The 22129-nt window shown below is 63.1% G+C and carries 20 protein-coding genes; 8 read left to right on the top strand and 12 right to left on the bottom strand.

Going from position 1 to position 22129, the window contains the following annotated elements; all coding sequences use genetic code 11:
* Window positions 1-56: 56 nt before the first annotated feature.
* Complete coding sequence (locus ASE60_RS16610) at window positions 57-1043, bottom strand: tripartite tricarboxylate transporter substrate binding protein (protein ID WP_057251662.1); 987 nt, start codon at window positions 1041-1043, stop codon at window positions 57-59.
* Between the two features lie 75 nt (window positions 1044-1118).
* The gene (locus tag ASE60_RS16615) at window positions 1119-2162 is read right to left on the bottom strand and encodes a 4-hydroxythreonine-4-phosphate dehydrogenase PdxA (RefSeq protein ID WP_057251663.1); all 1044 of its coding nucleotides are present in this window, start codon (window positions 2160-2162) and stop codon (window positions 1119-1121) included.
* 203 nt (window positions 2163-2365) lie between these two features.
* On the opposite strand from ASE60_RS16615, the gene ASE60_RS16620 reads away from it, so the two are divergent.
* Entirely contained in the window at window positions 2366-3052 is a 687-nt protein-coding gene (locus ASE60_RS16620; protein ID WP_057251664.1) for a GntR family transcriptional regulator, read from the top strand.
* A 51-nt stretch (window positions 3053-3103) separates the two neighbouring features.
* Here ASE60_RS16620 and ASE60_RS16625 read toward each other — a convergent pair whose 3' ends face one another.
* From ASE60_RS16625 to ASE60_RS16655, 7 genes are all read right to left on the bottom strand, one after another.
* Complete coding sequence (locus tag ASE60_RS16625) at window positions 3104-3397, bottom strand: hypothetical protein (protein ID WP_057251665.1); 294 nt, start codon at window positions 3395-3397, stop codon at window positions 3104-3106.
* 202 nt (window positions 3398-3599) lie between these two features.
* The gene (locus ASE60_RS16630) at window positions 3600-4316 is read right to left on the bottom strand and encodes an ABC transporter ATP-binding protein (protein ID WP_057251666.1); all 717 of its coding nucleotides are present in this window, start codon (window positions 4314-4316) and stop codon (window positions 3600-3602) included.
* Window positions 4297-5061 (bottom strand): ABC transporter ATP-binding protein, encoded by a 765-nt coding sequence (locus ASE60_RS16635; RefSeq protein WP_057252085.1) that lies wholly within the window; start codon window positions 5059-5061, stop codon window positions 4297-4299. Before ASE60_RS16635 ends, ASE60_RS16630 begins: the two co-directional genes overlap by 20 nt.
* Window positions 5061-6059, bottom strand: coding sequence for a branched-chain amino acid ABC transporter permease (locus tag ASE60_RS16640; protein ID WP_057252086.1), 999 nt, complete (start codon window positions 6057-6059; stop codon window positions 5061-5063). Before ASE60_RS16640 ends, ASE60_RS16635 begins: the two co-directional genes overlap by 1 nt.
* A 2-nt stretch (window positions 6060-6061) precedes the next feature.
* A complete protein-coding gene (locus tag ASE60_RS16645) occupies window positions 6062-6928 on the bottom strand; it encodes a branched-chain amino acid ABC transporter permease (protein WP_057251667.1) in 867 nt (288 codons plus the stop codon).
* A 184-nt stretch (window positions 6929-7112) separates the two neighbouring features.
* On the bottom strand, window positions 7113-8285 hold the full coding sequence (locus ASE60_RS16650) for an ABC transporter substrate-binding protein (RefSeq protein ID WP_057251668.1): 1173 nt from the start codon (window positions 8283-8285) through the stop codon (window positions 7113-7115).
* A gap of 368 nt (window positions 8286-8653) precedes the next feature.
* Window positions 8654-9964: an aspartate aminotransferase family protein gene (locus ASE60_RS16655; protein ID WP_057251669.1), complete on the bottom strand. Its 1311-nt coding sequence runs from the start codon at window positions 9962-9964 to the stop codon at window positions 8654-8656.
* A gap of 97 nt (window positions 9965-10061) precedes the next feature.
* On the opposite strand from ASE60_RS16655, the gene ASE60_RS16660 reads away from it, so the two are divergent.
* A complete protein-coding gene (locus ASE60_RS16660) occupies window positions 10062-10910 on the top strand; it encodes a LysR family transcriptional regulator (protein ID WP_057251670.1) in 849 nt (282 codons plus the stop codon).
* 18 nt (window positions 10911-10928) lie between these two features.
* On the opposite strand, the gene ASE60_RS16665 is transcribed toward ASE60_RS16660, so the two are convergent.
* Complete coding sequence (locus ASE60_RS16665) at window positions 10929-12362, bottom strand: PLP-dependent aminotransferase family protein (protein ID WP_057251671.1); 1434 nt, start codon at window positions 12360-12362, stop codon at window positions 10929-10931.
* Between the two features lie 79 nt (window positions 12363-12441).
* On the opposite strand from ASE60_RS16665, the gene ASE60_RS16670 reads away from it, so the two are divergent.
* Window positions 12442-13173 carry a pyridoxamine 5'-phosphate oxidase family protein gene (locus ASE60_RS16670; protein ID WP_057251672.1) on the top strand — a complete coding sequence of 244 codons (732 nt, stop codon included), beginning with the start codon at window positions 12442-12444 and terminating at the stop codon, window positions 13171-13173.
* Window positions 13174-13212: 39 nt separating this feature from the next.
* Here ASE60_RS16670 and ASE60_RS16675 read toward each other — a convergent pair whose 3' ends face one another.
* Window positions 13213-14304: a LacI family DNA-binding transcriptional regulator gene (locus tag ASE60_RS16675; RefSeq protein ID WP_057251673.1), complete on the bottom strand. Its 1092-nt coding sequence runs from the start codon at window positions 14302-14304 to the stop codon at window positions 13213-13215.
* 268 nt (window positions 14305-14572) lie between these two features.
* Here ASE60_RS16675 and ASE60_RS16680 point away from each other — a divergent pair, with 268 nt between their 5' ends.
* The 5 genes from ASE60_RS16680 (at window position 14573) to ASE60_RS16700 (ending at window position 20970) form a co-directional block, all read left to right on the top strand.
* Window positions 14573-15553: an ABC transporter substrate-binding protein gene (locus ASE60_RS16680; RefSeq protein WP_057251674.1), complete on the top strand. Its 981-nt coding sequence runs from the start codon at window positions 14573-14575 to the stop codon at window positions 15551-15553.
* A gap of 258 nt (window positions 15554-15811) precedes the next feature.
* Window positions 15812-17302, top strand: a complete 1491-nt coding sequence (locus ASE60_RS16685; RefSeq protein WP_057251675.1) for a sugar ABC transporter ATP-binding protein — start codon at window positions 15812-15814, stop codon at window positions 17300-17302.
* 1 nt (window position 17303) lies between these two features.
* Window positions 17304-18314 carry an ABC transporter permease gene (locus ASE60_RS16690; RefSeq protein WP_057251676.1) on the top strand — a complete coding sequence of 337 codons (1011 nt, stop codon included), beginning with the start codon at window positions 17304-17306 and terminating at the stop codon, window positions 18312-18314.
* 11 nt (window positions 18315-18325) lie between these two features.
* A complete protein-coding gene (locus ASE60_RS16695; RefSeq protein WP_057251677.1) occupies window positions 18326-19309 on the top strand; it encodes an ABC transporter permease in 984 nt (327 codons plus the stop codon).
* Window positions 19310-19485: 176 nt separating this feature from the next.
* Complete coding sequence (locus ASE60_RS16700) at window positions 19486-20970, top strand: MDR family MFS transporter (protein WP_057251678.1); 1485 nt, start codon at window positions 19486-19488, stop codon at window positions 20968-20970.
* 162 nt (window positions 20971-21132) lie between these two features.
* Here ASE60_RS16700 and ASE60_RS16705 read toward each other — a convergent pair whose 3' ends face one another.
* Window positions 21133-22119 carry a cyclase family protein gene (locus tag ASE60_RS16705; RefSeq protein WP_082615916.1) on the bottom strand — a complete coding sequence of 329 codons (987 nt, stop codon included), beginning with the start codon at window positions 22117-22119 and terminating at the stop codon, window positions 21133-21135.
* Window positions 22120-22129: the final 10 nt, after the last annotated feature.

Below are 22129 nucleotides of genomic sequence, written 5' to 3' on the forward strand. Positions count from 1 at the left end.
TGACCTTTCAAAGCGAATGACGGGTGCCCGAAGGCACCCGCCTCAATGTCCTGCCCTTAGTTGGCGAGCCAGCCTTCGCGCTTCAGCACTTCGCCGACAGCAGCGCCGTCCATCTCGATGGCGGCCTTGAAATCGTCGCCAGCGATGTAGGAGGGGGACTGCGAGGTGTCGGCGAGGTACTTCGCCCATTCCGGCGTTTCCGAAACCTTGCGCATCAGGTCCGCATAGAACTTGACCACATCCTGGTCAACGCCGGCCGGCAGCCAGACGGTGCGCGGCATCGAGTAGTTGTCGATGGCGATGCCCGATTCCTTGCAGGTCGGAATATCGCTCCAGCCCTTGTCACCGGCGACCTTGGCGTCGTTCGAAAGCTTGACGCTCTTGAAGACGCAGAGCGGCTTGACCATGCCGGCCTGCCACTGGCCGAGGTTTTCGCTCGGGTTGTTGACGTTGGCGTCGAGATGTTCGCCGGCAAGCTGGACGGCCGCTTCACCGCCGCTCTTGAACGGGATGTAGTTGATCGTAGCACCAGTCACCTCGTTGATCATCGAGGTGAGGATCTGGTCGACGTCCTTGGACTGACTGCCGCCGATCTTCAGGCCGCCTTCCTTCGCCTTGGCCGCAAAGTCGGCCGCCGTGTTGTAGGTGGCCTTGCCGTTGACCCAGAGAACGAATTCGTCGGAAGCGAGCGCCGCGACCGGGGTCAGGTCTTCAGCCTTGTACGGCACCTTGGCGCGAACCGGCAGCAGGTAGGCATTGTTCGTGCCGAAAGCGAGTTTGTAAGCGTCGCCCTTGTTGGTCGCCGTGTAGACGAAACCTTCGGCGCCGCCGGCGCTGCCCTTGTTGGTAACGACGACCGGAGCCTTCATCAGCTCGTACTTGCCGATGATCGCCTGGATCGTGCGGGCGAAGATGTCGGTGCCGCCACCGGGACCTGCCGTGACGACGAATTCAACCGGGCGATCGGGTTCGAAGGCTGCGGCCGGAGCAGCAACGCCGAAGACGGCTGCCATGATGCATGCGATGGAGACGGTATTCTTCAAGTCGGGTCCTCCCGTTTTGTGGTTCTGTGGCGCAAGACCTCCTCCTGCGCCGTTATTGCGTGAAAGCGTGCGAAATCAGGCGGCAGCCTTGAGAGCCGCCTTTTTCTTCGCCATGCGCACGGCGAGCAGCAGCGCTTCGCGGCTGGCGCCGACGTCGGCAATGCCCTTGCCGGCGATGTCGTAGGCCGTGCCGTGGGCCGGCGTGCAGAGCGCGAAAGGCAAGCCGCCCATCATGGTCACGCCCTTGTCGAAGCCCATCAGCTTCATCGCGATCTGGCCCTGGTCGTGATACATGGTGAGGACGGCGTTGTAGCCTTCCTTCAGCGCGCGACCGAAAACGGTATCGGCCGGGAAAGGTCCCTCGACGTTGAAGCCGAGTGCCTTCGCCTTTTCGACCGCCGGTTCGATGATGTCGATCTCTTCCATGCCGAAGCTGCCGCCGTCGCCGGCGTGCGGGTTGAGACCGGCAACCGCGATCTTCGCCTCTTCATAACCCGCCTCCGTGAGGCAGGCCCGGGTCAGCTCCAGCTCGGCGATGATACCGTCGACCGAGAGGTTGTCAGCCACGTCCTTGAGTGGAATGTGCGAGGTGACGCGGGCATTCCAGACCTTCTCGAGGACGTTGAACTCGCGAACCTTGCCGGTGAAGCCGAGAACGTCTGCGACGAAACGGATCTCGTCGTCATAGCCCGGATAGGCAAAGCGCATGGCCTTCTTGTTGAACGGCGTGAAGCAGACGGCGTCGGCCTTGCCCGTCTGCGCCAACTCGAGCGCCGTGCGGAAGTTCCGGGTGGCGAAAGTCCCGCCGGCGAGCGTCGCCTCGCCGCGAACCACGTCAGCAGGATCGAGGTGTGCGAGATCGACGAAAACGTGACGCGACGTTCCTGATTTGTCGAGGTCTTCGAGGGTCGAAGGCTCGAGGTCGAGCGTAACGCCTGCAGCCTTTGCGCCCTCATCCAGAATCCGGCGATCGCCGATGGTGATGATGTGCGCGGCTTCGCGGATATCGGAAAGCCCCAGCAGCTTTGCCGTGAGTTCCGGGCTGATACCCGCCGGATCGCCCATGGCGAGCGCGATGACAGGACGCGCGCCGTTACCGGCAACACCGTTGGTCGTCATGTGAGATGTCCTCCGCTTCATACTTCCGATCGCTGTCATACGTTATTCAAAATTCTGCATCAAGTCTTTTGTATTCTGTATGCAGCATTTTCTGTTGACGACGGAAGAGCCGATCTCCATGCTTTAATGAGACAGCGCTGATTCAATCGGCGCGAACGGGAACAGACGGTCGACGCCCTGTCGCCAGACGCAGAAGAAAAACAATGAACGAAATCACATCTCTGGAGAGACGGCCGGATGGCGGCCCTGGTCCGATCAGGCGCACGGCGCTGCACGACACGCTGGTCAGCCACCTGCGCGATATGATCATTGAAGGCGATCTATTGCCCGGAACCCGCCTGCACGAAGGTCAGCTTGGCGAACAGCTGGGCGTGTCGCGCACGCCGCTACGCGAGGCCATCAAGTATCTGGCAAGCGAAGGGCTGGTGGAGCTCGTTCCGAGCCGCGGTGCCGTCGTCAAGCGCTTCAGCGCCAAGGACGTGCACGACATGTTGACGGTCCTGCAGACGCTGGAAGAACTCGCCGGCAAGCTCGCCTGCGAGGCGGCAAGCGATGCCGGCATCGCCGAGGTGCGCGCGCTGCACGATGAGATGGTCCAGCGCTACAAGGCCGGCGACCGGCTGCAGTATTACAAGCTCAACCAGCAGATCCATTCGGCGATCGTTCAGCTCGCAGCAAATGCTGCGCTGGCCGATATGCATGCCGTTCTGCAGACGCGGCTGAAGCGCATCCGCTTCATCGGCCACGAGGGGCCGGAAAAATGGGCCGCGGCCGTCTCAGAACATGAGGAGATGGTCGTGGCGCTCGAAGCCCGTAACAAGGCAAAGCTTTCCGAGGTGCTCGGCCGCCACCTGATGAACGCTTGGGAAAGGGTGCGCGACGCCGTGTAGCAGGCAACGCCGCCGACGCATGAGAGCCCCGTCGGCGCTGCCTTGCGCCGGTCAGAATTTCGAGTATGCGTTGGCAACGGCCTTTGCGTTTCCGTTCCCTGCCTGCTTCTGCAGGGCCAGAAGAGCGTCTCGCAGCGCAGGGTTCGCCGTGATGTTCCTGTTTGCCAACAAATCCGCACTTGAGAACGTGGAGAGGAGACCACCCAATCCCGGCAGTCCGCTCCGGCCGGTCAGGGCGCTTGGCAGATTCTTCACGGCGTTCAACTGCGCCATGCTGATGCTCTGCAACGGGATCTTCTTCGTCACTGCGATCGAGCTGACCGCCTTACCTATGCCACCAAACATACTTCCCTCCTTGTAAAGTCCAGCCCGGCGTAGCGCATTTGGGCAATTCGCAACCATTGCGCGCACAACCTTTACAAGAGGAGTCGTTGCTAAATTCACCTTTCCGGAACTGGTACTTTAGTTAAGTTTTCGACATCGCTTTTGCCTGCCCGCACCACCGCGGCGTGGACAAGCTCAACCAGGAAAGATTCGCGTCGGACGATCAATGAAGGCCGCCGACCCCCAATAGCCGCTCAACCGCGCCATGATCCTTGGCGAGCGCATCCGGCGTTCCGCTCCAGGCGATGCGCCCGCGCTCGAGCACGATCACCTGATCGGCAAAGTCGAGGGCGCTCTGGATCCGTTGTTCGACCAGCAGGATGGTCATGCCGCCGGTCTTCGCCAGTTCGGCAAAGGCCTTCATCAGTTCCTCGCAGATGACGGGTGCCAGCCCCTCCAGCGGTTCATCGAGCAGAAGGATCGAGGGCCGCCCGAGGATCGAGCGCGCCGTCGACAACATCTGCTGCTCGCCGCCGGAAAGCTGGCTGCCGAGGTTTCTTCGCCGCTCGTGAAGCCGCGGAAACATGTCGTAGGCTTCCTGGATGGCGCTCTTCGGACGGTTCTTGAGCCCGACGAACAGGTTCTCCTCGACGGTCAGCGTCGGGAAGACGCAGCGCGCCTGCGGCACGAAACCAAGACCCTGCATGGCGCGCGAGGCGCTCGGCAGCGCGGTCACATCGGTACCGCCCATGCGGATGCGTCCGTCATAGCGCCGCGTCTGGCCGGCAAGCGTCGCAAGCAGGGTCGTCTTGCCCATGCCATTGCGGCCAAGAACGGCAAGGCGGGCGCCCGCCGGAACGGCAAAGGACACGCCTTCGAGCACGCGCGTCGGACCGTAGCCCGCGGACAGGTTTTCCACCTCAAGCGGCGTGGCTGGCATTGGCATAGCTCCCCAGATAGGCTTCCCGCACACGTGGATCCTTCGTCACGTCGGACGGCGAACCGTCAAAGATGATCGCGCCCGCAGCCAGAACAATCACGCGCTTGGCAAAGCGGAAGACGAGATCCATGTCGTGCTCGATCATCAGCACGGCGAGATCGGCTGGCAGATCGGCCAGGGCCTGCTCGATACGGCCGGTATCGCTTTGCGGCACGCCGGCGGCGGGCTCATCGAGCAGCAACACCTTGGGCTTCAGTGCCAGCGCAACGGCAAGCTCCAGGAGACGCTGCTGCCCGTAGGCAATCTCGCTCACCTTGCGGTGCATCAGTTCCTTGAGACCGAGCTTGCCGAGAAGTTCCTGGACCTCGACCATGACATCGGGCATGCCGAGAAAATTGCCGAAGAGGCGGCCGGCACGACCGTCGCGCTGAAGCACGGCAAGCGCAACGTGCTCAGCTGGCGTCATGTCGGCAAAAAGCCGCGTCACCTGGAATGAGCGGACAAGGCCTCGCCGCACGCGGCCGATGGCGTCGACGCCGGTCACGGGCTCGCCGGCAATGCGCACTTCGCCGGAGTCAGGCCGAAGATTACCGGTAACGAGATTGACGAACGTCGTCTTGCCGGCGCCGTTCGGCCCGATCAGCGCCACCCGGTCTCCCGGCGCCATGCTGAGGCTGACATCATTGGTGACTGCAAGCCCGCCGAAGGCGCGCTTCAAGTTGCGGACTTCGAAGATCGGCTGCATCATTTGGCCTCCCGGCGGCGGGCAACGAGAGCGGCGGCGGTGCCATAGAGGCCCTTCGGCGCGAACAGCACGACGGCGATCAACAGCGCCCCGACCATCGTCAGCCAATGGAACGGATTGGCAGCCGAGACAACATCTTCGAAGAACATGAAGACGACCGTGCCGGTGAGTGCGCCGAACAGCGAACCGGTGCCGCCGAGAACGAGCATGACGAGGCTCTCCGCCGACATGTTGAAGGAGAGGCTGTCGAGGCCGACGACCTGGGTTGAGATCGCGTTCAGCGCGCCGCCGACGCCGGCAACGGCGCCGGATATGACATACATTTTCGTCAGCGCGATCTTCGGCGACGCGCCCATGGAGCGGATGCGGACCGGATCTTCCTTGATGCCACGGCACAGCATGCCGAAGGGCGAACGCACGATCAGCCGCAACAGCAAGAAGACGATGGCGAGCAACACGACGCCGAAGACGTAGGCCGTGCGGCCCCAGAGGTCGAACTCATAGAGGCCGAGGAGCGCCGTCGGCGCGATCCCGGAAAGGCCGTCGCTACCGCCGGTCCAGGACGATGCCTTGTTGGCGAACTCGTGGAAAAGGTGGATAAGCGCGATCGACAAAACCAATTGCGGAAGACCGTGAGCGCGCAGGATGACGACGCCGCAGACGAGCCCAGCCACCGCGCCGGCCACGATGCCGAAGGCCAGCATCGCCAGCGGATCGTTGATGCCGTAATGCGCCGAAGCGATACCCGCTGCATAGGCGCCGGCGCCGAAGAGGGCAGCGTGCCCGAGCGTCGCGACGCCGCAATAGCCGGTGACGAGATCCAGCGACAGCACCAGAAGTGCTGCGGCGATGATCCGGGTCAGAAGCGCCAGATTGTTGGGAAAGAGGAAATAGCCGATCACCGCGACCAGCAGGATGATCGCCAAGCCGATGAGGTCTCCACCGCCGAAACGCCGGCGCGCTGGGGATGCGGCAATCATGTCGTTCGTCGTCGTCATGGTCATCCCTTGGCCCTCCCGGCGAGCCCGCGCGGAAAGACGCAGATGATCGCGATCACGGCCAGATAGAAGAAGAACTCGCCGAATTCCGGCATGAGATAGCGACCGGTCGTATCGATCGCGCCGAGCAGCAGGCAGGCGACGAGCGCACCCGGGATCGACCCGGCACCGCCGACGGAGACGACGACCAGGAAGGTCACCATGTAGCGCAGCGCATAATAGGGCTCGACCGGAAGCAACTCGGCGCCGACGACGCCGCCGAAGGCGGCGAGCCCGACGGCAACCGCAAAGCTCACGGCATAGACGATCTCCGTGCGCACCCCGAGGGCGGCAGCCATCGCCGCATTGTCGACCGAGGCACGCAGCTTCACGCCAAAGGCGGTCTTTTCGATCGCGTACCAGAGGCCGGCGGCAACCGCGAGGCCGCAGACGATTGCGAAGATGCGGTGCGTGGCGATCGCCCGGAAACCGAGATCCACCGATCCCTGCAATTCGCTCGGCAATGGCACCGTCTTCAACGTCGGGCCGAAGACGTAGTTGGCGATGCCGATGATGCAGAAGGTGATGCCGATGGTCATCAGCACCTGGGTCAGTTCCGGCGCGCCATAGATGCGCCGGTAGAGCAGTCGTTCGATGGGCACGGCAATGACGATGGTGCCGAAGATCGCAAGCAGCACGGCAAAGCCATAGGCAAGGCCAAGATCGCGCGCCGCATAGGAGGCGATGTAGCCACCGATCATGGCAAAGGCGCCGTGCGCAAGATTGACCACGCGCATCAGGCCCATGGTCACCGAAAGGCCGATGGAGATGACGAAGAGCACCATGCCATAGGCAAGGGCATCGATCGCAATGCTGAGGACGGTTTGCATGGGGCTATCCGTGCCCTTTCTTCCAGTTTTTGCTGCGCCGGATTCGGGGCGCATTATATGCGCGGAGCGCTACTCCTGCGCCAGCACTGTGACGTCGCGGGGCGGGCACATGGCTTCGTTCATGGGCGCCGCCGATCAGCGCATCATCGGTGTCGGCGGGCGCTGTGCGCCCGCGCCAACCTGCCTACTTCAGCGCAGCGAGACCGGGGTCGCCCTGCTTCTCGAAGGTCTGGATTTCCTTGTTGTAGTAGGTGCCGTCATCAGCCTTGGCGACTTCGCGCAGGTAGATGTTTTGCGTGATGTGGCGTGATTCCGGATCGATCGTCACGGGGCCGCGCGGGCTCGTCCAGGAGAGACCCTTTACGGCCTCCACTGCCTTGGCCGCATCCTGCTCGCCACCGGTCGCCTCGATCATCTTGTAGATGACGTGCATGCCGTCATAGGCACCGACCGAAGGGAACGAGAGTTCGGCCGGGTTGCCGATCGCCTTGCCGGCTGCTTCGACGAAGGCCTTGTTCTCAGGCGAGTCATGCGAAACCGCGTAGTGGAAGGTCGTCTGGATGCCGAGCGCCGCTTCGCCTAGTGCCGGCAGGTCGGATTCCTGCGTCAGGTCGCCGGGGGCGAAGAACTTGATGCCGCCGTCCTTCAGGCCGTTCTCCTTGAAGGCCTTGACGAAACCGAGCGTCGTCGGACCGGACGGCAGGAAGGCGAACACGCCCTCGGCGCCCGAATCCTTGATGCGCTGCATGATCGGCGAGAAATCATTGGTCGCGAGCGGCATGCGGATCGCCTCGACGACCTGACCGCCGGCCGCCTCGAAACCCGCCTTGAAGGCGTTCTCGGCATCGACGCCCGGGCCGTAATCGCTGACGACGGAGATCACTTTGGAAACGCCTGCGTCCTTCGCGACCTTGGCGATCGGCGTCGAGGTCTGCCATGTGGTGAACGAGGTGCGCACGACGAGCGGGCTCTTCGTGACGATCGCCGAGGTTGCCGCATTCATGATGACGAGCGGCACATTCGCCTGGGTGAGCAGCGGCGTTACCGCCATCGCGTCCGGCGTGAAGTAGAAGCCGGCGAGATATTGCACGCCTTCCTTGACCACCAGTTCCTGTGCCAGCGCCTTCGCCTGGGCCGGATCGGCCTGCGGCACGTCGCGATAGATGATCTCGATATCGTCGTCGCCGACCTTGCTGCCGTTCAGCGCCATATAGGCATCGATGCCGGCCTTGAAGTTCTTGCCCTGAAGCGCGAACGGACCGGAGAATGGCCCGACAACACCGATCTTGATCGTGTCGGCATAGGCCGCGCCGCTCATTGCCAAAGCCGCGATCGCAGCCAGAATCATCCGTTTCATGTTTCCTCCCTGCGACGCCGATCGCTCCCGAACCCGCATCGTCCTCACAAACCCCGTTGATTTGATAGGCGTCAACTTGCCATGCCAAACGGTGATGTAAAAATGAAATATGGGGCCAAAATCATAATCGGGGAGTTATGTTTCCTGCGAGTTCGGATCCAGCCGCCAAGAGCGTATTTGACGGCGATGCGCGCGACGTCAACGAAACCGGGATGGCGGGATCGCGCCTTTCGGCCACAGGATCGTATCCACGATGGCTTTGGCGCCATGCCTCAACCTGCCAGCGGGACAGGCCAACCCGCACCAGGCTTCCGATGCGGGTTAGACGGTATCTTGGGGTGACCAACAAAATCTGCGCACGCGCGCATTCAGCCAGCACGCATGGCAGCGTCGATGGAGGCCGACAGGATCTCCAGCCCAAGATCGATCTCTCCGTCCGACACCGTCAGTGGCGGAGCGATGCGAAAGACGCCGCCCATCCCGGGAAGCTTGACGATGTTCATGCTGAGACCGCGCCGCATCGCCTCCTCCATGACCCTGGCACCCAGATCGAAGCCCGGAGCCTTCGTCTGCCGATCAGCGACAACTTCGAGCCCAAGGAGAAGGCCGCGTCCCCTGATATCGCCGACACATTCGAACCTTTGTTGTAGCGACAGGAGACCCTTGCGCAGCCGCTCGCCGCGCGCGATCGCCTGTTCGACCAAGCCATCACGTTCGACCACGTCGAGCACCGTTACGCCGACTGCCGCTGGCAGCGGATCCGACACATGGGTAGTGTAGAAGAGGAAGCCTCTCTCATGGGCCTTTTGCTCGATCTCCGCCGTCGTCATGACGGCGGCAAGCGGCAGCCCGGCGCCCAATGTCTTCGACAAGGTGAGAATGTCGGGCGTCACGCCGTCACGCTGGAAGGCGAACATATGCCCGGTCCGGCCAACTCCCGTCTGGGCCTCATCGAGGATGAGCAGCATGCCCCGTTCCTCGCACTTGCGCTTGAGCGCGGCGAGGTAGCCCGGCGGAAGTTCGAGGATCCCTCCGCTCGAAAGGATCGGTTCTGCGATGAACGCCGCGAGGCTGCCCGTCGACTGCCGGTCGATCAACGAGAAGGCATCGTCGAGTTCCGTCTGCCAATCATTGCTCCCATCCGGGTGGGTGAACCGCGGCCGGTAGGCGTTCGGCGCCGGGATTACGAACGAGCCGGCAGCGGCAGGACCGTATCCCCTTCGGCCGGCGCTGTAGGTCGCCGAGGCGGCGGCCCCCGTCATTCCGTGCCAGCTCTGCGCGAAGGCGACGACCTCGTGGCCGCCGGTCACCAGCTTCGCCATGCGAATGGCCGCCTCGTTCGACTCAGCGCCCGTTGTCAGAAGCTGAACCCGGTCGAGCCCCGGCGCAAGCGCGGCAAGGCGCGTGGCGAGCTCGACGACGGGCCGCGACAGCATGCCGCTGAAGAGATGGGCGACCGTCCGCATTTGCCGGTCGACGGTCGCAACGATGTCAGGGTGGGTGTGGCCGAGAACACCGCTCATCTGTCCGGAGGTGAAATCCAGAACGGCGCGACCGTCCGCATCATAGACGAAGCTTCCCTCCGCGCGCTCCACGATGATCGCCTCGAAACCGGGACCATAGCGCGTGAGGTGTTTGTTGGCGGAGGCCCAGAAGGCAGGGTCGGAGTTCAGCGACATCAGATTGCTCCTCGTTGGCTTTTCTCAATGGCTAGCGGGCATTTCTTCCTCAGGCAAATTGATAGTATTCCGCTCCGATATTGGATATTTTGATATCATGAGAAATCTCGATCTTGCCTTGCTTCGAAATTTCGCCGTCATCGCGCGGACGGGCTCAATCAGCCTTGCTTCCCAGCAGGTCGGGCGAACGCAATCGACGCTCAGCATGCAAATGCAGCGGCTGGAGGACTTTCTCGAGCAGGCGCTCTTCCATCGCACCGGATCCGGCGTGCGGCTGACCGCGGCCGGCGAAAAGCTGCTGGCCCATGCCGAACATCTTCTCGCCGGGCACGATGAGATCCTGGCGGAGATGGAAGGCAAAGGTCTCAAAGGCTCCGTGACCCTGGGCTGTCCGGAAGACTATTCGATCGCTTTCCTTCCCGGGATCATCGAGCGCTTTCTCGATCAGCACCCGGAGGTCGAATTGCGTATGGTCTGCGCACCGACCACGGAACTGCGCCCCATGTTGCTGCGGCGGCAAATCGACCTGGCGCTCGTTTCAATAGCCGATGCTTCAAACGGCGAGGTCATTCGTACCGAAGACTTCGTGTGGGTCGGCAAGGCTGCAGAACCGGAGATCCTCGACCGTGTGGCTCTGCCCCTGGCCTTGTCAGCCCCGACGACACTCGACTACCGGGCAGCCTGTGACGCTATGGAGGCGGTCAATCGCCGGTACCGCGTCGCCTTTGCGAGCAACAGCCTTGCCGGTCTCATCGCATTTGCCCGATCCGGCCATGCGATCAGCGTCCTGACGCGAACCGCCGTTCCCTCCGATCTGCACATCATTTCGGCCGGATTGCCGAAGCTCCCGACGATCGGCATCGCGCTCGAATTTGCCGAGCCTCGCCCGTCATCCGCGGTGATGGCGCTTGCGGACCACGTAAGAGCCGTGTTGCCCACTATTTGACGGTGTCGCGCGGGGTGGTCACCACCGAGAGCCGTCGACCAGTTTGAGCGCGGTGGTTCCCAGGAGCGTGGCTGCCGCCCGCAGCGCACCGGTTTCATATCCTGAGAACCCGAGGATGAGGCCTTCGGCATCGCTTCGCTGCATGAAGGTTTCGGATAGAAGAACCGCGTCGATTTTCGCTTCCGCCCGGATCAATTGCGACAGGCCCGGCGCGAGCCCGTCGCGCGGACGGACGATCATGTGAAGGCCCTGCTCCGGAACATCCGGGCACAGTGTTGCCCGGGATGTGACGCTGACAATTTCAGCCAGTTGATCACGGGCGACACGATAGCGCCTCTGGCTCTTGCGCAAATGGGACGCGACCGAACCATCCGCCAGGAGATCGGCCACGGCGTTCTGCAGGAAAACCGGCATGAACCGGTCGAAGGCGGCGCGCCGCTTGAGGACCCGCTCCAATGCTTCTGGAGGCAGCACCAGGTAACCCAGCCGCAACCCCGGAAACAGCGTCTTGGCGAAGGTTCCGAGATAGACGACACGGTCCGGCGCAAGCCCCGCCAGCGCCGTCAGTGGTGGACCCGAATAGCGGAACTCGCTGTCGTAGTCGTCCTCGAAGATCCAGGCGCCGGTCGCGTCAGCCCATTCGATCAGCGCCGCACGTCGGTCCATCGCCATTTTCACGCCGGTCGGAAACTGGTGCGAAGGGGTGACATAGGCAGCCCTGGCGAGAGGGTTTCGCGCAAGACCCGCTGCAACATCGATCCCTGCCCCGTCGACCGGCACCGGCACAGGCCGCACACCTGCTGCCATGAGTGTCGAGCGCGACACGCCATAGCCGGGCTCTTCGACCCAAGCCCAATCTCCGGGCGCAAGCAGTGCGTCGACGCAGAGCCTCAGCCCGTGCTGGGTGCCACTGACGATCACCACACAGCCTGGATCGCAGCGGATGCCTCGGTTGACGGCCAGGAAGTCTGCGATCTGTCGGCGCAAGTGCAAGCTGCCGCGCGGGTCGCCATAGGCAAGGTCGTCGACGCTCGCCTCCGCGATATGGCGCCGGGTGGCCGCAGCCAGCCGTGCAACAAAAGCCGGCTCCACATGGGTCTGGCCGAGAGCGAAGGGCGGCCGGCCGCCAAAGGCCAGCGGGATATCCGGCGCCGCGGCAACGGATGGCGGTGTCGGCAGGCTGGACGAGACATAGGTGCCCGAGCCGTGGCGGGCCTCGATCAGCCCGTCGCTCGCGAGATGCTCATAGGCCGCAACAATCATATTGCGGCCTATGCCAAGTTGGGCGGCCAGCTCGCGGCTCGACGGCAGACGGGAGCCGGGCGCCAGCAAGCCGTCGACGATGGCGGCACGTAACCCACTATGGACCCGAAGCGCCTGGTTGCGAATCGAGCGATCGAGTTCGATCGGCGGGAAGGCCGATCCCTGTCTTGGAAGAGAAGTGGTTGGCATGAAGCTAACGAAAGTGGACCTATTTCAAACCAGTCTGCTCATGCGAACCTTCAGGATGCAAGCCTGAAAGGAACCAGCCGTGACCGAACATTCCACGCCCGCCTACCCCGTCGATACGGTCAACCGCGTCAAGCGCCGCCATGATCGTGGTTTCTACGACCACGAGACGGTGCACAGGCTGCTCGACGCGGCGGCACTCGCCCACGTCGCCTATGTCATCGACGGCCAACCTTTCTGCACACCGACGCTCTTCTGGCGTGAAGGGCGGCACCTCTACTGGCACGGCAGCAGCGCCAGCCGCATGCTGCGCAACCTGTCCGCGGGCGAGCCGGCCTGCCTGACCGTCACACACCTCGACAGCCTCGTGCTTGCCCGCTCCGGCTTCAACCATTCGGCCGATTACCGCTCGGTCATGGCTTTCGGAACCGCCCGCCTGGTCGAGGACCAGGAGGAGAAACTGCGTGCCCTGACGATGATGGTGGACCGGCTCTTTCCGGACCGCACCGCGACGCTGCGCCAGAGCACTGCTCAAGAGATCAAGGCGACCGCTGTCATCGTCATGGAAATCGAACGGGCCTCGGCAAAGATCAGGGCCAAGGGTATCGCCGACGATGAGGAGGACTACGATCTGCCTGTTTATGCGGAGCGCCTTCCCGTGCACACCGTTCTGGGCGCACCCGAACCCTGCTCGCGCTTGCCGCACGGCGTCGTGCGGCCCGAGACGCTTTCTCCCTATCGATTGGGTCGCCCGCTGGAAGAGGCGCTAACGGAAGCCTACATCGCCGCCTATGCCAACCAAGCAGACGACTAACGACGCTCTGTCCTTGTTTCCCGAAAGTGTTGCGCCGCTCTATCGCTTTGCCTGCGCGGCCCGGACGGGCCAACCGGAGGTGGTTTCGCGAACCACCAAAGGCCCGTCGACCTTTATGGTCATCGGACGCATGTGTTTTCCGTGGATCGCCATGTCGATCAGGATCTCGGCGGCCCTCTGTCCCATCTCGTAGTTGGGCAGTACCAGCGTCGAGAGCGGCGGATGGGTGTAGCGCGCCAGTTCCTGGTCGTCGTAGCCCATGACCGAGAGATCAACGGGTACACGAAGCCCCTTCTCCTGTGCCGCCTCCATCGCGCCGATCGCCATAAGATCGTTGCCGCAGAAGATAGCGGTCGGCGGGTTCGGCATGGAGAGCAGGTCCAGCCCAGCCTCGTAACCGCGTAGCGGCAGCCAGTCGCCATCGCGCACAAGCGTCTCGTCGAAGGCGATGTCGGCGGAAGCGAGCGCCTGCTTATAGCCTTTCAGGCGGTCCATGGCCGCGTCCATCCAGCTTTCACCATTGATGAAGCCGATGCGCTTGTGACCGAGCGCCGTCAGATGCGCCGTGGCGGCAAAACCGCCGGCGACCTCGCCCGGCACGACCGCCACATGTTGGCGCGGATCGCAGTAGCAATTGAGAAGCACGGTCGGAAGCGGCGCCAGCGCCTTGGGCACGGCAACCTTGCGGGTGAAGATCGTCGCGTAGATGACGCCGGCGATCGAGGGATCTCTCAGCACCGAGCGCAGCACCGCCTCTTCGAGCTCCGGGTTGGAGCGAGTGACATGCGCCGACACCAGCATGCCCTGCTCGAAGGCATAGTCGCGGATGCCGTCGAGGCTGACGACCGGGTGCGGACTGGTCGAGATTTCGTCGACGATGAAGGCGATCGTGTCTTTTTCGACGGCGGGGGCCGCTGCAACCGCGCCGCGGGTGGCCGGCAATTTATAACCTATTTTATGAGCAGCCTCGCGCACCTTCTGCTGCGTTTCCTGGGAGATGCGCGAACCCGACATCTCATTGAGCACCAGAGAGACGCTTGACTGGGAAACACCAGCTATCCTGGCGACATCCGTCATCGTTGGGCGCCCTTCGCCCTTTTTATCCAGATTCCGCCCGTTTCCCTTGGCCATGCGTACTCTCCACCCTACAGCGCCGCGCGTCTATGAGACGCGCAAAGGTCGCTGTAGCTCTTTGAATTGCTGCATGTTTTTGTCCTCGGTTCCGATCAAAGGAAACATGCAGTCGAGCGTGCATCGCACTGCACGCGGGCTATTGCAAGTGCTCATAATTTTTTGCCTTGACTGCTAATATTATTAGCGCAAGATTTGACGATGTGAAGCGCAAAAACGCTCATGTCCGGTAGAGAAGCACCGGCCAATCTGGGAGGAGAACCCGATTATGACCACGATTTCCCGTCGCACCTTCATGCTTGCGGCAACGGCCGTCGGCGCGCTCGCCCTTGCGGGTGTCGCGATCGCCGAAGTGCCGAAGCTTGAGCAGAAGGACAAATACAAGGTCGGCTTCGCGCAGACCGAATCCAACAATCCCTGGCGCATCGCCCAGACGAACAGCATGAAGGCCGAGGCCGAGAAGCTCGGGTTCCAGCTCGTCTACACGGATGCCGCCGGCTCCGCCGCCAAACAGGTCGCCGACGTCAACTCGATGATCGCGCAGGGCGTCGACGTGATCTTCCTCGCGCCCCGCGAAGAAAAACCGCTGATCCCCGCCGTCATGGCCGCCAAGAAGGCTGGCATCCCTGTGATCCTGCTCGACCGTTCCGTCGATCCGTCGCTTGCCAAGGCCGGCGAAGACTATCTGACCTTCATCGGCTCGAACTTCGTCGAGGAAGGCAAACGTGTCGCCGAGTGGCTGGTGAAGAACGCCAACGGCAAATCGAAGATCATCGAACTTGAAGGCACGACCGGGTCGTCGCCCGCCAACGACCGCAAGAAGGGCTTTGACGAGGCGATCAAGGCGGCCGGCGGCTTTGAGATCGTTGCTTCGCAGACCGGCGACTTCGCCCGTGACAAGGGAAGGCAGGTGGCCGAAGCCCTGCTTCAGGCCCATCCCGATGCGGACGTGATCTACGCCCATAATGACGAGATGGCGATCGGCGCGATTGCCGCGCTCGAAGCAGCCGGCAAGGTGCCCGGGAAGGACGTTCTCGTTCTGTCGATCGATGGCGGCAAGGAAGCCGTGCAGGCGGTTGTCGATGGCAAGATCGCCGCGGTCGTCGAGTGCAACCCGCGCTTCGGGCCGAAGGCCTTCGAGACAATGATGCGTTACGCCAAGGGCGAAAAAATCGACCCGATGATCATCAACGACGACAAGTTCTACGACGCCTCCAATGCGGCCGCAGAACTCGCCAACGCCTATTGATACCATCTCCCGAGCCTATGCCGGCCGATCGGAACAACCGCATCGGCCGGTTTTTTGACCGCGACAGTGCCAGGCATGACCTTCGGCCGGTTCACGTGTAGGCTGAGAGCGCTCACCCTCTACAGCGCCGCGCGTCTTATCGGACGCGCAAAGGTCGCTGTAGCGCTTTGAATTGCTGCATGTTTTTATCCCTTAATCGGCTACGATTAAGGGAAACATGCAGAGGGGCGGCGGATGGCGAAGATAGGGAGGAGACCCATGCTTCTGTCCATGCAGGGCATTTCCAAAGCATTCGCCGGAGTGCCGGCGCTGAAGTCCGCCTCGCTTGAAGTCGAAGCGGCGGAGGTCATGGCGCTCGTCGGCCAGAACGGCGCGGGCAAATCAACGCTGATCAAGATCCTGACTGGCGTCTATCGCCGGGACGAAGGCAGCATCACTTTCGACGGCCACGATGTCGACTTCGCAATGCCGGCAAAGGCGCAGGCAGCCGGCATCGCGACGATCTACCAGGAAATCAATCTCGCTCCGCAGCGGTCTGTGGCGGAGAACATCTACCTCTCCCGCGAGCCGAAACGTTTCGGGATGATCGACCATACGGCCATGCGGCGTGGTGCCGAGGCCGTGCTGAAGACTTTCAACCTTGCGATCGATGTCGACCGTCCCGTCGCACATTTTGATGCCGCGACACGGCAGATGGTGGCGATTGCTCGTGCTGTGACACAGAGCGCCCGCCTCGTCATCATGGACGAGCCGACCTCCTCGCTCGACGAGCGCGAGGTCGCCATCCTCTTCGAGACGATCCGCACGCTAAAGCGCTCCGGCGTCGCCGTCATCTTCATCGGCCACCGGCTCGACGAACTCTATGAAATCTGTGACCGCGTGACGATCATGCGCGACGGGCAGACCGTGGCCAAAAGCCCGATGGCGGACATGCCGAAAATGGCGCTGGTGCGTCACATGCTCGGCAAGGAGCTTGCCGCCTTCCAGGCGATCGCGCCCGAAGACATCGCGCTGGAACGGCCCGTCCGCCTCGAACTCGACAAGGCCGGCGCGGGTGTGCGCGTGCGCGACGTCAGCCTTGCCGTACGTGAGGGCGAGATCTCGGGCCTTGCAGGCCTGCTCGGCTCCGGCCGCACAGAAACGGCGCGCCTGATTTTCGGAGCCGACAAGATGGACCGCGGCGCGATCCGCATGCAAGGGCAGGATCGCACCTACCGCGAACCGGCGGATGCCATCGCCGACGGCATCGGTCTCGTTTCCGAAGACCGCAAGATCGACGGCATCGTGCCCGACATGAGCATCCGCGAGAACATGACGCTGGCCCTGCTGCCGAAGCTCAAGAAGGCAGGCATCGTCGACCGCGCGCGGCAGGACGAGATCGTCAGCCGCTATATCCGCGCCCTCGGTGTCAAGTGCACCTCCCCCGATCAGCCGATCAAGGAGCTTTCCGGCGGCAACCAGCAAAAGGTGCTGCTCGCCCGCTGGCTTGCCACCGATCCGCGGGTGCTGATCGTCGACGAACCGACGCGCGGCATCGACATCGGCGCCAAGTCGGAAATCCTGAAACTCTTGCGCAGCCTCGCCGACGAGGGGTTGAGCGTGCTGATGATCTCCTCCGAACTCGAGGAACTTCTCGCCGCCGCCGACCGCGTGACGGTGCTCAGCGACGGTATGTCCGTGGCGACCTTGCCGCGCAAGGATTTGAGCGAGACGGCGCTGCTTGCCGCCATGGCCCACCAGGAAGAATGACATGACGACGATCGAGACCCCTGCCCCACAGCCATCGGGAGCCCTTTCGTCCGGCAGCCGGTTAATGACGTTGGCCGGCCGCTACGGCACCTTCGTCGCCTTCCTTGCGCTGATCCTCTTCAACGTTGCCGTCACGCCGAACTTCCTCTCCTTGCAGACGCTGAACGTGAACCTGACCCAGGTCGCCACCATCGTCATCGTCGCGACCGGCATGACGCTCGTCATCGCCACCGGCGGCATCGACCTTTCCGTCGGCTCGCTGATGGCGATAGCCGGGGCGCTGGCACCAATGATCTTCATGGGCCAGTTCTGGCAGGTCGAAAGCATGGGGTTCGCAGTGGCGCTGGCCTTCCTTCTGCCGGTCGTGGTCGCCGGCCTGTTCGGCCTGTTCAACGGGTTCCTCGTCACGCGCTTTTCGATCCAGCCGATCATCGCGACCCTCGTCCTTTTCATCGCCGGCCGTGGCATCGCCCAGGTGATGACCAACGGCAATCTGCAGGTCTTCAAGAACGCGGGCTTCCAGTTCATCGCACTCGGCCGGATCGCCGGTATCCCGGCCCAGGTCTTACTGATGATCGTCATTGTCGCCGCCGCCTGGGCGATGATCCGCTACACCGTCATCGGCCGGCAGATCATCGCCGTCGGCGGCAACGAGAAGGCAGCCCGCCTGGCCGGCATACCGGTGAAGCGCGTCAAGCTCTTCGTCTACATGCTGAGCGGCGCGCTTGCCGGCGTGGCCGGCCTGATCGTGGTTGCGCGCAATTCCGCAAGCGACGCGAACCTCGTTGGCCTTGGCATGGAGCTCGATGCCATCGCTGCGGTCGCCGTCGGCGGCACGCTGCTGACCGGCGGGCGGGCCAATATCGTCGGTACTGTGCTCGGCGCCCTCGTCATTCAGCTTGTGCGCTACACGCTGCTTGCGAATGGCGTGCCGGACGCGGCCGCCCTCATCGTCAAGGCCGGGCTGATCATCACGGCCGTCTTCATCCAGCAACGCGCCGGCAGGCACTAGAGGCGACCCTGATGCAACCGATCCTTCGCCTCTTCATGGTCAAGAACACCAGTGACCTCGCCCGGCTCGGCGTCATCCTCGCACTTGCCGGCCTCATTCTTTTCGGGGCGCTGCGCTACGACAACTTCCTGTCGCCCTACAACATCCTGAGTTTCCTTCGCTACAACTCGATGTTCGCGCTGATTGCACTTGGCATGGCCTTCGTCATCATCACCGGCGGCATCGATCTCTCGGTCGGCGGCACCGCGGCGATGGCGAGCGTGGTGGCGGCGCTGCTCTCGCCCTATCATTGGGCGGCCGGGCTTGTGGGCGGCATGGCGGCCGGTCTCGCCGTCGGCGCGCTCAACGGCTTCATCATCACCAAGATGCGCATTCAGCCCTTCATCGCCACGCTTGCGACCATGCTGGCCGCCTACGGCACCGGCCTGCTGATGGCCAACAACCAGTCGGTTTCCGTTTCCTACGACACCGGCTTCACCGTGATCGGCCAGGACGACTTCCTCGGCTTCCCGATCCCCGCCTGGATCGCGCTTGCGGCCTATGTCCTCGGTTGGATCGTGCTCGAAAAACTGCCGATTGGCCGGCATATCCTGGCAATCGGCGACGGTGAGGCGACGGCCGGCCTGATGGGCCTGAAAGTCGAACGCGCGCTCACCGGCGTCTATCTCGCCTCGGGCACACTCGCCGGTCTTGCCGGCGTCATCCTCGCCTCGCAGTTCGGCGCGGGCCAACCGACCGAAGGCGTGGGCTGGGAGCTCTTCGCCATCGCCTCCGTCGTCGTCGGCGGCACGCTGCTGTCAGGCGGTTCGGGCTCGGTCGGAGCAACGCTGGCCGGCGCTTTGCTGCTCGCCATGGTGTTCAACATCCTGAACTTCGAAAACGGTCTCGGCTGGATATCGCTCTCCGCCTACTGGCAATCGGTCATCCGCGGCGCCTTCCTGCTCGTCGTAGTCGTGCTTCAGGCCAAGCTGATGGCACGGCACCGGAGTGCCTAGACCGGCGACCAGAACCTGTTCGACAACACGGCTCGGCGGCTTCCGCCCAGCTTGCCCCGGCCCAGGAAGGAGCGAAGGGCTTGGACGTCCCGATCGCCGGGACGGTTGACTATCGCGCGTCCAGCCTTTCTGAATGCCTCTCGTCAAAGTGGAAATGACTGCATCGGACCACCTGCATGAATGAGATACGTCACCCGAATGAAACGACCGCGACGGCGGCCTCTCTCTCGGAGCCGGAGAAGAACGTCATCATCGGGGGAGTCCTTCTCGCGATGCTTCTGGCCGCACTCGACCAGACGATCGTGGCGCCCGCCATGCCTACGATCGGCAAGGCCCTCGGACACAGCGACTATCTGCCCTGGGTCGTGACGGCCTATCTCCTGACCGCGACGGCCATGGCGCCTCTTTATGGCAAGATCTCCGATATTCACGGGCGACGGCCGACGATCTTCGCTGCCGTAATCATCTTCCTTGCGGGGTCGCTGATAAGCGCGCTGGCGCCGAACATGCTGACGCTGATCATCGGCCGTGCGGTTCAGGGCCTGGGCGGCGGCGGTCTCTTCGCCCTCTCGCAAACGGTGATCGGCGACCTCGTTCCTCCACGCGAGCGCGCACGCTACGCCGCCTGGATATCCGGAACATGGGCGGTGGCAAGCATCGCCGGGCCGCTGCTGGGTGGCACCTTCGCCGAGCATCTCCACTGGTCATTGATTTTCTGGATCAACATCCCGCTCGGCCTTGCGGCCCTGGCGATCATCAGCAATCCGTTGAAGAAACTGCCTGTTATAACCAGGGCGCACCGGATCGATGGAGCAGGTGCCACATTGCTCGTCGCCGCAACTGCGCTTCTGCTGCTGGCGCTGAATTGGGGCGGCAGCCGCTATGCATGGATTTCGCCGGCGATCGCCGGTTTGCTCGGCTGTTCGGCGCTTCTCTGGGGTGCGTTCGCCTTGCGCCTCCGGCGCGTGACCGAGCCTCTGATTTCGCTCGAAGTGCTCAGCAATCCGATCGTGCGTTATGGAACCCTGGCGATGTTTCTGGCGCAGGGTGCCAATGTCGGCCTTTCGGTCTATCTGCCGGTCTACGCGCAGTCGTTCCATGGCCTCTCCGCCGGTGGCTCGGGGCTGATCATGCTCGGCCTGTTGCTCGGCACCGTATTCGGAGCAACGACCAGCGCGCGGACGATACCGCGCCTCGTCCACTACAAGCGAATGGCGCTCGTCGGCAGCATCCTCAGCTTCCTCTGCCTGGCGGCGCTCGCCGCTCTCGCCGGGCGAACAAACCTATCGGTGCTGGTGCTATTGACCTCGGGCGCAGGCTTCGGCTCCGGCATGACGTTTCCGGTCGCGACCATTTCCGTGCAAAACGCCGTCGACCAGGCGCATCTCGGCGTTGCAACCGGCGTCCTGACCTTCGTGCGATCGCTCGGCGGCGCCCTTGGTGTCGCGATCCTCGGGGCGATCGCGCTCGGCAATGGCCTGCCGCTGGGTGGTGAAGCCATTCAGGCAATCAGTGCAACGACCGCCTCGGCACTGCCATTCGCCTATATTTTCGCCGCTTGCACCGCGGCGATGGTGCTGTCGCTCGCGATGTTCCATCTGATGCCGGAAAAGCCGCTGCGCGGCCGCGCCGAAACAGAGATACCCGCCGCCATCGATTAGTGGCACCGCAGAAAGCGCGCGGGCGTTTACCAATCGGTGAGACAGGGCCCGTTTTCAGATCGCCCGATGACAGAGCGAAGGCGCCCCGGAGTTGCCGCGGCGCCTTCGTCGTTTGATCGTTCGGCTGGCTCTTCCTCTCAAGCAAGAGCTTTCAGGAAAAGACTAGCGCAGCGGGAAGGCGACGGGGCGGATCGGTGCGGCATCGGCCCCGCGGAACTTGAGCGACGCGCCGACAAAGGCGAACTCGTAAATCCGGTCCTTCGACAACTCTTCGAGATTGATGAGCTCGATGATCGGCGCGCCCTGTTGGGCCAGTAGATAGGTGTGGACCGGGATGTAGTTGTTTTCGGTTTCTGCCGGAAACGCTTCGAAGCTCAGGTTGTCGGCACCGACGACCATGGCGCCGCCGTCTTCGACCAGGAACTTCGCCGCATCGATGCTCAGCCCGGGCGGGTTGCTCATATAGGCGGACTTGTCTTCGTAGTGCTGCATGCGCCCCGTGCGGATCAGCGCCACGTCGCCTTGCTGGAGCTTGACGCCCTGGCTGTCGAGCGCCTCCTGCAGGTCCTTGCGGGTGATGCGGTAGTTCTCCGGCAGCATCTGCATGCCCTTCGCCGCCGCGACATCGATCAGGACGCCGCGCGCAACGATCGGCGGCAGTTTCTCCGCGCCGGTGACGGTCCAGCCCTGGTCTCCCAGGTGATCGGCTGCCGCATAACCGTTCCATATCTTGCCGTTCAGGCCGAAGTGGTTCAGCGCATCGATATGCGTGCCCATATGCGCGTACATCGAAACGGCCGAACCGGAGTAACTGACGTGCTGGTTCATCTCCTTGCCGACTTTCATCGGGTCAGAAACCGTTGTGCCGTGCGGCGTGTGTGTCATCCACATCTGGTATGGCGGGTCGCCGGCCGCCTCCCAGCTTGGCATGCCGATGAAATACTCCACCGCGAGGTCGTAGGACTTGGCACCCTCGATACGCGACAGGATCGCAGCGCGCGAGGTGGGCGTAATCAGGTTGAGGCGCCCGATCTCGTCCTTCGGCCCCCAGGGGCTCTTGCCGACCTCCTGCGCGAAGGCCGCGCTCCCCAGCAATCCGGCCACGAGAGAGACCGCCACTGTGCGGCTGAACGTTGCGGTGTTGAACATGGTGAACTCC

This window comes from Ensifer sp. Root278 (genome assembly GCF_001429285.1).
Lineage (GTDB): Bacteria > Pseudomonadota > Alphaproteobacteria > Rhizobiales > Rhizobiaceae > Ensifer.